The sequence below is a fragment of the Bacteroides sp. BFG-637 genome (assembly GCF_024793605.1).
Classification (GTDB): domain Bacteria; phylum Bacteroidota; class Bacteroidia; order Bacteroidales; family Bacteroidaceae; genus Bacteroides; species Bacteroides vicugnae.
Genome location: NZ_JANUPD010000002.1, coordinates 1,311,648 through 1,324,909, shown reverse-complemented (window position 1 = coordinate 1,324,909; position 13,262 = coordinate 1,311,648). Strand labels below are relative to the sequence as shown.

General features: G+C 44.2%; 11 protein-coding genes. 2 read left to right on the top strand and 9 right to left on the bottom strand.

What is annotated here, in order from left to right; all coding sequences use genetic code 11:
* Window positions 1-25: 25 nt before the first annotated feature.
* The 3 genes from NXX38_RS05680 to NXX38_RS05670 form a co-directional block, all read right to left on the bottom strand.
* Window positions 26-2,005, bottom strand: coding sequence for a fumarate reductase/succinate dehydrogenase flavoprotein subunit (locus tag NXX38_RS05680; RefSeq protein ID WP_004324018.1), 1,980 nt, complete (start codon window positions 2,003-2,005; stop codon window positions 26-28).
* Between the two features lie 37 nt (window positions 2,006-2,042).
* Window positions 2,043-2,747, bottom strand: coding sequence for a succinate dehydrogenase/fumarate reductase cytochrome b subunit (locus NXX38_RS05675; protein WP_148366856.1), 705 nt, complete (start codon window positions 2,745-2,747; stop codon window positions 2,043-2,045).
* 211 nt (window positions 2,748-2,958) lie between these two features.
* Window positions 2,959-3,828, bottom strand: a complete 870-nt coding sequence (locus NXX38_RS05670) for an AraC family transcriptional regulator (protein ID WP_258978767.1) — start codon at window positions 3,826-3,828, stop codon at window positions 2,959-2,961.
* 155 nt (window positions 3,829-3,983) lie between these two features.
* On the opposite strand from NXX38_RS05670, the gene NXX38_RS05665 reads away from it, so the two are divergent.
* Together NXX38_RS05665 and NXX38_RS05660 are read left to right on the top strand one after the other, a co-directional pair.
* A complete protein-coding gene (locus NXX38_RS05665; protein ID WP_148366854.1) occupies window positions 3,984-5,402 on the top strand; it encodes a sulfatase in 1,419 nt (472 codons plus the stop codon).
* Window positions 5,403-5,432: 30 nt separating this feature from the next.
* Window positions 5,433-7,814, top strand: a complete 2,382-nt coding sequence (locus tag NXX38_RS05660) for a glycoside hydrolase family 20 protein (protein ID WP_258978766.1) — start codon at window positions 5,433-5,435, stop codon at window positions 7,812-7,814.
* Here the strand turns inward: NXX38_RS05660 and NXX38_RS05655 are convergent.
* The 6 genes from NXX38_RS05655 to NXX38_RS05630 all read right to left on the bottom strand — a co-directional run bounded on the left by NXX38_RS05655 (window position 7,789) and on the right by NXX38_RS05630 (window position 13,250).
* Window positions 7,789-7,938 (bottom strand): hypothetical protein, encoded by a 150-nt coding sequence (locus NXX38_RS05655; RefSeq protein ID WP_167511870.1) that lies wholly within the window; start codon window positions 7,936-7,938, stop codon window positions 7,789-7,791. The two genes, NXX38_RS05660 and NXX38_RS05655, sit on opposite strands and share 26 nt — an antisense overlap.
* Window positions 7,931-8,647: a sulfatase/phosphatase domain-containing protein gene (locus tag NXX38_RS05650; protein WP_258978764.1), complete on the bottom strand. Its 717-nt coding sequence runs from the start codon at window positions 8,645-8,647 to the stop codon at window positions 7,931-7,933. Before NXX38_RS05650 ends, NXX38_RS05655 begins: the two co-directional genes overlap by 8 nt.
* Window positions 8,648-8,663: 16 nt before the next feature.
* Window positions 8,664-9,425 carry a sulfatase-like hydrolase/transferase gene (locus tag NXX38_RS05645; RefSeq protein ID WP_258978763.1) on the bottom strand — a complete coding sequence of 254 codons (762 nt, stop codon included), beginning with the start codon at window positions 9,423-9,425 and terminating at the stop codon, window positions 8,664-8,666.
* 158 nt (window positions 9,426-9,583) lie between these two features.
* Window positions 9,584-10,729 (bottom strand): DUF1735 and LamG domain-containing protein, encoded by a 1,146-nt coding sequence (locus NXX38_RS05640; protein ID WP_148366851.1) that lies wholly within the window; start codon window positions 10,727-10,729, stop codon window positions 9,584-9,586.
* A 6-nt stretch (window positions 10,730-10,735) separates the two neighbouring features.
* On the bottom strand, window positions 10,736-11,668 hold the full coding sequence (locus tag NXX38_RS05635) for a glycoside hydrolase family 18 (protein WP_148366850.1): 933 nt from the start codon (window positions 11,666-11,668) through the stop codon (window positions 10,736-10,738).
* Between the two features lie 28 nt (window positions 11,669-11,696).
* Window positions 11,697-13,250 (bottom strand): SusD/RagB family nutrient-binding outer membrane lipoprotein, encoded by a 1,554-nt coding sequence (locus NXX38_RS05630; RefSeq protein ID WP_258978762.1) that lies wholly within the window; start codon window positions 13,248-13,250, stop codon window positions 11,697-11,699.
* Window positions 13,251-13,262 lie beyond the last annotated feature (12 nt).

The window sequence follows — 13,262 nt, the reverse complement described above, 5'->3', positions numbered from 1 at the left end:
TCTTTTAAATGTTTAACTTCACCGATTAGCTCTTGTAGTTACGGGTTTGAACCTTGATAGCTTCGTATACCAGCGGTTCTTTGTACAACACCGGAGCTTTTTCATCGTCACCTTGATATTCCCAGCATGCTACATAGAAGAAGTTTTCGTCATCACGTTTAGCTTCTCCTTCTTCAGTCTGGTATTCTTCACGGAAGTGACCACCACAACTTTCGTTACGGTTCAATGCATCGTAAGCAACAAGCTCACCCATTGTGATGAAGTCGTACAGACGGATTGCTTTGTCAAGCTCTACGTTCATGCCTTCTTTAGAACCGGGGATAAACAGATTCGTTTCGAATTCCTTGCGGATTTCTTTCAGTTCGGCAATACCTTTCTTCAAGCCTTCTGCTGTACGTCCCATACCTACATATTCCCACATAACATGACCCAGTTTCTTGTGGATAGAATCAACAGATTCTTTACCCTGGATGCTCATGAACTTGTCGATCTTAGCTTGAACTGCCTTTTCTGCTTCTGCAAACTCAGGAAGATCAGTAGAGAAACGAGGAACAGTGATTTGATCTGCCAGATAATTCTGGATTGTATAAGGCAATACGAAGTAACCGTCAGCCAAACCTTGCATCAATGCAGAAGCACCGAGGCGGTTTGCACCGTGGTCGGAGAAGTTACATTCACCGATAGCGAACAGACCCTTGATAGTGGTTTGCAGTTCGTAGTCTACCCAGATACCACCCATTGTATAGTGGATAGCCGGATAAATCATCATCGGATTATAATATTTTACGCCATTGATTTCTTTTGCCAGTTCTCCCGGATTAACGTCAGTGATTTCTTCATACATATCGAAGAGGTTACCATAACGTTGGAGAACGATGTCGATACCCAAACGGTTGATAGCTTCAGAGAAATCGAGGAATACGGCTAAGCCGGTGTTGTTTACACCGAAACCTGCGTCGCAACGTTCTTTGGCAGCACGGCTGGCAACGTCACGCGGAACCAGGTTACCGAATGCCGGATAGCGGCGTTCCAAGTAATAGTCGCGGTCTTCTTCAGGAATATCACTTCCTTTGATTTCGCCTTTCTGAAGTTTCACAGCATCTTCTTTCTTCTTCGGAACCCAGATACGACCGTCGTTACGGAGAGATTCAGACATCAAAGTCAGTTTAGACTGCTTGTCACCGTGTACCGGGATACAAGTCGGGTGAATCTGAACGTAAGCGGGGTTAGCGAATACAGCACCCTTGCGGTAGCAAGAGATAGCAGCTGTACAGTTACATCCCATAGCGTTGGTAGACAGGAAGTAAGCATTGCCATAACCACCGGTAGCGATAACTACAGCGTGAGCGGCAAAGCGTTCCAGTTCACCTGTTACAAGGTTTTTAGCGATGATACCGCGGGCACGTCCGTCAACGATTACCACGTCTTGCATTTCATAACGAGTGTACAGTTTTACAGTACCTACGTTTACCTGACGGCTCAATGCAGAGTAAGCACCCAGCAACAACTGCTGACCGGTCTGGCCTTTAGCATAGAAAGTACGGGATACCTGTGCACCACCGAAAGAGCGGTTGTCCAGTGTGCCACCATATTCGCGAGCGAAAGGAACACCTTGTGCCACACATTGGTCGATGATAGCGTTAGATACTTCAGCCAGACGATATACGTTAGCTTCACGGGCACGATAGTCACCACCTTTTACAGTATCGTAGAACAAACGGTAAACGGAGTCACCGTCATTTTGATAATTCTTTGCAGCATTGATACCACCCTGTGCAGCGATAGAGTGCGCACGACGGGGAGAATCCTGAATACAGAAATTGAATACTCTGAAACCCATTTCACCGAGTGAAGCAGCGGCAGAAGCACCTGCCAGACCCGTACCCACAACGATGATGTCCAAACGGCGTTTATTAGCGGGGTTCACCAATTTCTGGTGAGCTTTATAGTTGGTCCATTTCTCAGCCACCGGGCCTTCTGGAATTTTTGAATCTATCTTGATCATAATATTATTTACAATTTAATCATTTACAATTTACTATTTAGCAAGCACCGCCACAAATCAGTGTTTTCACAAAGAATACCACTACTACCAGTGCGAAACCGAGTACAACAATCGTAGAATAGATGTTAGAAATACATTTCCAACGATTGATCCATACTTTGTTGTTCCATCCCAGTGATTGCATTGAACTCCAGAAACCGTGAGTCAGGTGGAACCACAAAGCAAACAGCCAAACGAGGTAAAGAACTACGTAAACCGGGCAAGAGAAAGTCTGCTGGATGTGATAAGCACCGTTAGCAGCATAAGCCAGTGTCAGTGTGTCAGCATGCATGCCCATGTTGTGCATCAGTTCCGGCAACTGCATTTTTGCCCAGAAGTTGAAGAGGTGCAAACCAAGACCTACGATAACGATAAGACCCAGCACCAACATGTTTTGAGATGCCCATTCTACAGTTTTCGGTTTGTCTGTCACTGCATAGCGTTCGCTACCACGCGCTTTGCGATTCTGCATTGTCAGCCAGAATGCGTAGATAATGTGAATTACGAAAAGAGCAGCCAGTCCTGCGGTAGCCACTAATGCATACCAGTTTGCTCCCAGGAACTCACAAATCATGTTGTAACCATCAGCCGAGATGATCGCAACCAAGTTCATCGCCATGTGAAATGTTAGAAACAGGACAAGGGCGATACCGGTAACGCTCATCACCACTTTCCTTCCTACAGATGAATTACTTAACCACATAAATGATTGAATTTAAATTATTTAATTGTTAGAACTAAAAATTCGACGTTTTACACCTCTTACGGACTGCAAAAATAGGGGAAATAGATTGATTGAGCAAGGAATTAAAGAAATAATTCTTTAATAATGAATCAATGTGCTAATGTGTCAATATGCCAGCCAGTATGCATGCATGGCGCAACTGATTGGCATATTAGTATTATGGGACTATTTATTGTATCTTTCCGATTTTCTCACCACTGGCTGCTTTCTTGCGTAAAGCGCGTGGGGTATCGCCGAAAGAGTCTTTGCAGAAGTGGGCGAAGTGAGACAGGGAGTCGAATCCGTATTTGTTGCAGATTTCAGTGATTCGCATTTTGGTGTGTTGCAGGTCTTCCAGTATTCCTTCCCGTTTCTTTTCCAGTATCCATTCATATACGGGCATGCCATACAAGTTTTTGAAAAGGCGGCGGAAGGTAGTGGTCGTGTATCCTCCCAGATGTGCAAATTCTTCCACATTCTTTACATTACTGTAATTCTGCATGACGAAATAGTGGAAACTTTCCGTATAAGTGCTGATGGGATAGAAGAATGAACTTAGCTGGGGCAGAGGATAGAAATTGGTGATCAAGAAGACAAGTTCCTTACATTTTAAGTCGATATACTTGCCGCAAGGAGTTTCTTCGTTGAGGAATTCGGGCATGCTGGTGACAAGGTGGTATAACCTTTCACTCATAATCAGTGGAGTGTAGGTCACCGGGACCTCTGTGTGTTCCATCATTTCCTTGTACCGGTCTTCGCAGAGCAGAGGCAGCTCGTTGAACCAGTAGACAACGTATTCAACATCTGTCAATGCTAGTATTTCGACCTTGGAACCAATAGCTTGCAGGATAAACTGTCTTTCACGCAGTGTATTTCCGGGATACTCCTCACTATTGATAAGTAACTCACCCTTTATCATGAAAAGCATACAATTCTGCGTACACTTATCCTTGGGGATATGTTCCCCTTTGGGTAAGTTTCTGTATATAAGGATATTCTCAACAGCTTTGGGACATCCTGTACAGTTGGTATATTGTATGCAAAATGAATTTCCTGGCATGAAGTTATTCGTGAATTGTTATTTACGGGGAACAAAGATATAATTTTTTTGCGGAAAATGACATTCTTTCTTTCATTTATGTTTTAGTAGAAAGCTTTGTACGATTGTCTTTATTATAGTGGAATGAATTTATAACTAAAATTATGAACTATATTATGAAGAACAAAAAGGTATTAATAGGAATGGCGGGCATGGCTGTATTGTCTGCCGAAGCTATCGCACAGAAACCGGCCAATATCATACTTATCAACCTGGACGATGCCGGAAACGGAGATTTCTCTTGTCGTGGAGCAGTTGGTTATCAGACTCCACATATTGACTGGATGGCTGCCAATGGGATGGCAATGAACAATTTTTATGCGGTTCAGCCTATTAGTGGTGCTTCGAGGGCGGGGTTAATGACAGGATGCTATCCGAATCGTATCGGATTTGCTTACGCTCTGAATCCCGGTTCTCCTTATGGGATCAGTGCGGAGGAAGAAACGGTTGCGGAATTATTGCGCGACAAAGGATATGCAACGGCTATTTTCGGGAAGTGGCATCTGGGAGATGAGAAAAAGTTTCTTCCGCTTCAGCATGGTTTCGATGAATATTATGGGCTGCCTTATTCGAATGATATGTGGCCTCATCATCCCCAGTACAAGTTCCCGGATCTGCCTTTAATTAAGGGGAATGATATTATCGGTTATAATACGGATCAAACAAGGCTGACTACCGACTATACCAATTATGCAGTCGACTTTATTCATCGCAATGCAAGGAGTAAGCCGTTCTTTTTGTATCTGGCCCATTCGATGCCTCATGTACCTTTGGCTGTATCTGATAAGTTTAAAGGAAAAAGCAAGCAGGGGTTGTATGGTGATGTGATGATGGAGATAGATTGGAGTGTGGGGGAGATTCTCCGAACCATTCGTGAGGAGGGGATAGAGGACAATACGATAGTGATTCTCACTTCGGATAATGGGCCGTGGGCGAATTATGGCAATCATGCAGGGTCGTCCGGCGGACTTCGGGAAGCAAAGGCGAATACATTTAATGGAGGTACCCGTGTTCCTTGTTTCTTCTATTGGAAAGGGAAGATTCAACCGGCTACAGTGTGCAACAGTTTATATTCCAATATCGATATTCTGCCTACTTTGGTTGAGATAGCGGGAGCTGAAAAACCGAAGCAAAAAATAGATGGAATTAGTATGTTGCCAGCATTGACGGTTGATCCTACGATTGCTGCCCGCAAATATCTTTGTTTTTATTATCATAAGAATTCGCTGGAGGCTATTACTGATGGAAGTTATAAGCTGGTTTTTCCTCACAAATATGTGTCTTATGACAGCCAGGTGCCTGGTAATGACGGACTTCCCGGAGCGTTGGGAAAGGGTGAAGTGAAGGAGTGCGAACTTTATGATTTGAGACGGGATATGGGTGAACGTGTGAATGTGATTACGCAGTACCCGGAAATTGTGAAAGATTTGATGAGAGAGGCCGATGTGTGGCGTGATGAACTGGGAGATGATCTGACCGGGCGTCAGGGAAAAGCACGAAGGGAAGCCGGTAAGTCGGATAAGGCTGCCAAGTAGATAAGATAACCTAATAGATTCAGAATATATATGGTTAAAGTCAATATCTGCCGGAGTGCATTATTTCCACCTATATCATTATTTCTATTCATTTTTGTAGGCTTCTCTTTGTTTACGGTGGATTCTGTGGCATCGGTTTCTTATCGGAACTTGATTCCCGAACCAGTGTCGATAGTAGAAAAAGATGGGAGACCATTCGTCGTGAATGAGCAGACGAAGGTGATTTATTCGGGGAACTATCCTGAATGGAAATCTGTTGCGGATTTACTGGCTGCTTATCTCTCGGAAAGTACCGGATATCCGTTGACTATTGGAAAGTTCTCAAAGCTGCAGCGTAGTAATGAAATTATTTTTGAAAGGAATTTCCAACTGCCGAAAGAAGGGTTTAAGTTAGAAGTTACGGAAGATTATATGATTATCGAGGCGGCAGACTTGGCGGGAGCGTTTTATGCTGTTCAGATGTTGCGGCAGTTATTACTTCTTGGGTGGGAAAGACCGGCGGAACAGGAAAAAAGAATAGGAGAAGTAATCGTATCGGGGAAGGAGTTAAGTTTTCCTCCTGTGGCGTTGGAAGATTATCCTTCCATGTCATATAGAGGGGCCATGCTTGATGTGAGCCGTCATTTCTTTTCCGTTGCGCAGGTGAAACGTTATATCGACTTATTGGCTTTTCATCGTTTGAATCATTTTCACTGGCATCTGACGGACGACCAGGGATGGAGGATAGAAATAGAAAAATACCCGAATCTGACTAAAGTCGGTGCATGGAGAGGAGCGGACAAATATGGTGGTTATTATACCCATGAAGATATAAAAGAAGTAGTGGCTTATGCAGCCGAAAGATTTATAACGATTATTCCGGAAATAGATATGCCCGGTCATACACAGGCTGCTTTGGCGGCATATCCGGAATTAGGTTGTATGGAGAAGAATTATGAAGTGGCTACGGAAGTTGGTGGAGTTCATAAAGATGTGATGTGCCTGGGAAATGATTTTACCCTGCCTTTTGTAAAGGACGTTTTGAAAGAAGTTGCCGGGTTATTTCCGGGGGTGTTTATTCATATCGGAGGGGACGAAGTGCCTAAAGACCGTTGGCAGCAATGTGATGCTTGCCAGAAGGCAATCACGAAACATGGTTTGAAAGATGCTGGTCGGCATACGGCAGAGGAGTTTTTGCAAAGTGCTTTTAATGAAGAAATAGCTGGTTATCTGCATGGATTGGGAAAGCGGATGATTGGCTGGGATGAAGTGCTTTCCGATAGTTTGAGCAGGGAGGTTACTATTATGTCCTGGCGTGGGCTAGGACGTGCCACGGCTGCGCTCCGCAAAGGTCACTCTGTGATTGTATCTGCGGATTCTCATTTGTATTTGAATCATTATCAGACAATAAATTCGGAACAGGAACCTCGTGCAACCGGCGGACTGGTGGAGATGAAGAAAGTATTTGAGACTCCTTTTTTCTCCCTGCAACTTTCAACGACCGAAAAGGAAAGAGTGCTAGGGGCGGAAGCATGTTTGTGGACTTCATTTATCGACAATGACTCATTATTGGATTATATGCTCCTTCCGCGTCTGGCTGCTTTTGCAGAAGCTGCATGGTGTGAAGGGAGGCGTGGCACTTACGATCATTTCTTGCACCGTTTGCCCGGTCTTCTGAATTGTTATAACCGGTTGGGATATGGACATGCGAATCACTTCTTTACTATTTCCGCAGCCTATCAGTCCGTTCCTGAAGAAAGGAACTTGCAGATTTCGTTGGAAAGTTTGCCCAATACGGAAATTTACTACACGTTGGATGGCAGTCAACCAATTAAATCTACTTCTTCCTTATATAAATCTGCCTTCCGGATAGATAAGAGTTGTGTCTTGAGGGCTGTTTCCTGTTTATCTGACGGACTTTCTAGTGATGAATTGCGTCAGGAAATCTTTGTGAATAAAGCCACATTCAGACCTGTCCGGTTATTAAATGCCCCTTCCGAACGTTATCAGGGGGAAAATGGGAGAGTACTGGTAGATGGAATCCGAAGCATAAACTTTCATAATACAGGTTTGTGGGTAGGGAACCACTCTTCTGATCTGAGCGTAGTGATAGATTTGGAGTCTTTGCAATCTATTTCTTCGGTGGAAGTCTCTGCCTTGACTGATTTAAGTGCCTGGATTATGGGGCCACAGTCTATTTCCGTATTCGTATCTACGGATGGAGAGAAGTATGCAGCAGTATCCCGCCAAATATACAATGCGCCGACAGACGCTATGGGAGAAAAACAGAGTGATCTGAACCGGCTTTCTTTTGATGCAACGTCTGCGCGTTATGTAAAGATTGTGGCGGAGCCTTTTAAAAGCTTGCCTAAAGGACATTCCGGTGAAAACGAACCCCCTTTTCTATTTATTGATGAAATAAGAATCTATTAGTACTACTACTTCTTCCGGCAAGTCCCGTACTGTAGCCATTGGCTTGCAGAGTAGTTGTCAGTCGGCGGATGTTGCTATTACAGGCATAGTCTGCCGACAGACCGGTAAGTATCGTTTTATTCATAGATATATAAGTGTTGCATTTCCTCAAATGTCAGTTTGTGCCCGTCTTGCCACCAGTGGGAGTCGGATAAGTTGCAGAAATCTTTTTCTTCTTCCATACGGAAGGCTAATTGTTCTTTCAGGTCGTGCGCTGTTTTTTCCTGTCCGGGTAATAGATTATGTTGTTCCGATGGATCTTTCTGCAGGTCGAATAATTGTTCGGTAATTGTTCCGCCTACATTGTAAATAAGGTATTTGTATTTTCCGCTGACGAATCCCCGTTGCAGGTTGGAGTAGGCGAGAAATAAATCGCTGCGGTGTGTGGCGGTAGAGTCTTCCAACACATGACAGAGAGATTGTGCCGTCATACTTTCCGGTAAGGCAATGTTTGCCAGTTCACAAAGTGTCGGGGCAATGTCGTGCAGATAGCACAGGGCGTTACTCTTTCTCCCTTTCTGTACTTTGTAGGCGGGAGCGATAAGGGTGAGCGGTACTTTCACGCTGTGGTCGTAAAGGTTCTGCTTTCCCAGTAATCCGTGACGTCCCATTGCCAGACCGTTGTCGGAGGCAAAGACGACAATCGTGTTGTCCGCCTGTCCCGTTTCTTGCAATGCCTGCATAATACGTCCTATCTGTACATCCACTTCGCTAATCATCCCGTAATAATCGGAGAGTTCTTTTTGTATCTGCCCGCCTGTCCGTGGGACAGGTACCAGTAATTCGTCACGCACGTTCATCTCTCCATTGTCAAATGGGTGGCGGGGGGAGAAAATTGGCCGGCAGGTTAAGAGTGTCCGGAGCGTATTTCTGACCGTAAGCAGGGAGTTGGTTGCGCGGGTCGTGAGGTGAAGTAAATGCGACATAAGCAAGGAAAGGCTGCTTTTCATCTTTACGCCTTTGCAAAAAACGGATAGCTGCGTCAGCATACATTTTTGATGAGAATTCTTTTCCTGTAAATTCAGTCTCTTTTCCATATACGCCTGTCGAGTCGTAATGGTTCAGATGAGGTGAACAATGCCCGTTCAGTTCATACGGATGCATACCACCGAAATAGATGTTGTCTCCTTCCTGAAATGAGCGGTTGAAGGAGGCCTTGTCCGAATGCCATTTTCCTGTGGCAAAGGTGCGGTAACCATTCCGTTTGAATTGTTGCGGAAAAGTGGTGTGTGTTTCGGGAATTTTCATCCCGTCCGCCTGAATATCATAGATTCCGCGTCCGGTCATCAACATGGCGCGGCTTGGCATGGATAATGCTCCACACAACGCACCATTCGTATAAGTATTTGTAAAGGTGATACCTGCGGCGATGAGGCTGTCGATTGCAGGAGTGCACACGTCATTATTACCTAGAGCATGAATAGAAGAAGCTTGTAAATCATCTGTTAAAATGAATAAGAGGTTGGGATGCTTCGGAGTATTTTCTGTGTTCGGCTGACATCCGGTGACTAATGGTGTAAAAATGAATGGGAGATAGCAGATATTTAATGAATGTTGGATGATTTGTTTCATGTTGACAATGGCTGTATTTAAAGTTACCTTTAAAAGGTTTATTATGTTTTAGACGTGAATTAAGTTTGTAGAACGAACCGGGAAGAAATTCGTAAGGTCACTTAATTCACGTCTAAAGATAATGAATGTAATTTGCGCTATTTATTTTTCAACAAAAGTTAGTTTGTCTTTGTAAAGCATTGGTCGGCTTTCCATTCCTTGACACTTCCGGATACTAACGTTGCATGGTTATTGTTTCCTGAACTGTCATACAGAATTTCGTCTTTACCTTCCTCGACCGGACCTTCATCCATTTTCCAGTAACCGACAAGATTGGAGTTTACAGTGACTGGACCTGCCATGTTGTTTTGGATTTCAGACTGCGTGAGAGCTTTGTTCCAGAGTCGTGCCTGTCCCATCATGTGCTCATTTATCGTATTGGTGTTGAAGAATGCAATGGATGTGATAGGAACAGGTATGCCGCTTGCTTCAACGTCTTGTACTTTTTCTCCGTTGGCATAGAAATAACATTTCACTTGGTCGTAGACAAGAGCGACATGTGTCCAGGTCCGTTTCTGGAAGGAGAACTTGTTGAAGAACCCTTTGTTATTTTCGGCTTGCGTTCCGAAGATATTAATCTGCATCTGGTCTTTGGTAATCTGGTTGTTGGCATTACCCAAACGAATGTAGAAGGCAGAACAGTCGATAACACACTGGTTGTTGTAATTGAAGCCGTCCATCCACAGCCAGAATTCGATTGTGAAGTTTTCTACCGAAATAGTGTTTACATTTTCCGACTTGAAGCCACCTAGAGTACTCATATAAGGTGTATACTGAGTCCACGGCTTGTCGAGTAACAAAAGATATTTGGAACCCAGTTTTTCTTCGGGGACACTGCCGTCGCCTATCACTCTGATGGGCAATGCATATTTTACGCCTTCTGCCGCGTCATAAGGGCTAATGGTCACAACAGTCGGTTGAGCCATTGTCTTGCCGCTTGCGATGGTCACTTCTTTGTTGAATGAATGTTTGTCCGCCGGCAATAATGAATAGTTGGCCAGCGTCTTTTCATTGTATTCGTTCAGTATGGTTTCATCCACCACCAATGTGGCGTTGACGTCTTTAGACATGATGTCGGCGATGCGGACCGTAAAATCTGTTACTGTCTTTTCACCTACATTGACAGGCACGCTCTTTACATTCTTGAAAGCAGCTTCATTGATGTAAATGCGGTTTCCTATCGGGTCATATTCTTCCTTACAACCGGTTAAGGCTAACAAAGTCAATAATCCGGCAAATAATGTATATGCTTTATTCTTTCTCATAATATATTATTTTTTAGCTGGGTTCATTATTTGGATAGCTTGGCGCAAGTATTTGTAATTGTTGGAGAATTCGTATTCCATGTGGAATGTACCCAGTCCCCCTTTGCGTCCTTCAACAGGGTTCCAGTAAGCCATTCCGAGCAAGGAAGGCATTTCTCCTCGTTCCGGGTCACGGAAAGTAACTCCACCGGTTGCGGCCCAACTTTCAAAGTTTTCCGTTACGATGTAACGTTCGGGACCTATATATTCTTTTATCCAGTCGAACCGTTGTTTTAATCTTGTGGCGGAAGTTGCTCCGTATGCTTGCGATACTGCATAATTGGCATATTTCCAACCCTCTTCCGAGATGAGATCTACAAAGCCGTCTACAATAATCAACTTGTCCGGACCTAATCTTTGACGCATTTCCCTTAACAGGGTAGTCATGTTTTCTTCTTTGTACAGCAAGTCTTTGCTGGTACATTCGTGGTCGAAATCAATTCCGTCATAGCCGTATTTGTGTATACTGTCGGCTATCGCTTGTGCAGCTTTCGGAATATTTTCCGCTACGTTCTCGAAGTTACCGGGAAGATTGGCCATGTTGTGTGAGAATAGGGTGAATGTAACACGTGTTCCCAACACTTCCTGAACATATTTCAGGTCGTCTTTCTGGAATTGCGTCAGACTGCCGTATGATCCCCAGATAGAAACGATATCTACACTGTCCGGAATACTTTTCAGACTGTAGTATAACGAGGCTGCCCCTTGCGGTGACCAGCTTCCGAACCATCCGAATGTGAGGGGGTGATCACTTTTTTTATATTCCCTGAGTGCTGCATAATATTCTTCAGACAGCGGTTCAGGTTCGAAATTCTTGGTTTCCATTTCAGTCCAGTCATCGCAGCTATGGAAATTCATAGCTATGAGCATCACAAATAATAGGTTGAATATATTTTTCATATTGTTTATTCTTTGGTAATTTATCCGGTTAATCCTTCTTTGCCCACCATAAATCAGTAGCATCCGTATCCTGTCCGTTCGACAAGAAAGTACAAGCCTCTGTAACGTTGGCTCCATTACTGTTGTATTCATCTTCCGAGAAACGCAGACGGCGTTGCTGGCGTTTTTTAGTGACACCTTGTGTGGAAAGGTTGTCATGTGCGGGGAATACAGCCGGATATCCGGTGCGACGGAAGTCAGCCCAAGTTTCGTTTCCAATCGGGAAGTTGGCAATCATCTTTTGTGTCAGGATGCGTTGCAGGTTATCTTCGTCTGCATTAGCACCTGTCTTATCCCAAGCTACCGTTAATTTGCATGGGTTTGTGTAGTTGTAGGCAGCGTTCAACGGACATATGTAATCAGCCGGTACGTTCGTATTGTTGGCAATGTATGCATCGGCACCTGATATTCCGTGCTCGTTGAATGACAGGCGGATACCTTCTTTGTAGAATTCTTCTGCCGTTCCGCCCATGTTCCACTTTTTCAGTGCGCCTTCAGCCCGTAGGAAAGCTACTTCTGCTGCGTTGAATATCAACATGGGAGTTTTCGTTTCTACTTTGACGGTAGAATAGGTTGAGAACATACTGGTGGTAATACCTTGTATGCCGGAGCGCACGCCGATATAATCATAATCTCCGGATACGGATGATTTAGTAAAGTAGGCTTCGCAACGAGGATCCTGATATCCGTTCATAAAGGAGACGATGCAGGCATTGGCACGAACCTCCCCCCAAGAGTTCACACTGGCAAGACCATTCTTATAGTTCGTTGCAGTGATGTTGTCGTAGGCGTCGCAGTCGTTACTGTCCATCACTCCGTATGGATGCGATACGGCTTCTTCTGCTTTTTCCTGTGCATATTCGGGTACTGCATTACTGATGCGGATAGCGATACGTAGTTTCAGGGAATTGGCGAATTTAATCCATTTCTTATAATCTCCCTGATAGATACGGTCTTCTGTGGTCAACTCGTTAAAGGACGGGTCGGTATTCATCAATGCGGTGAGTACGCCGATGCTGTAATCCAAATCGTCCATCATTGCTTTCCATGCAGTCTCTTCATTATCGTATCCTACGGAGTATTGTCCGCTTTCAACTTTTGTGTAAGGAAGCGGACCTTGCATGGTAGCTATAATCTGCATGATATATACCCGCATGATTTTAGCTAATGCATAATAGTGTCCCGAGGCTTCGCTGAAACGCTCGATGGAGAAATAGTTGGGGTAGAAATTTTTGAAATACCAGTCAACCGACCATTTATTCCAGTTGTCGTCTACATTATAAGTATAGAAATGTTGCGACCGGCTCCAACTGCTGGAAGGAGTCAGCATGCCACCGAACGGACCTGCCCAGAAAGTGATGTTACGTTGGGCGGGGTTCTCTTCGGTAGAAGACATACACGTGATAAGTTGTGCAAACAGCAGACGGGAGTTCAATGTAGGTGGCTGATACTGATTGGTGTTGAATTCCTCAAATTTTCCCGTACAATTACACATGAGTACTGTCAATAGTACCGAACATATTATTTGGGTTACTTTTTTCATAATTCTTTTTGT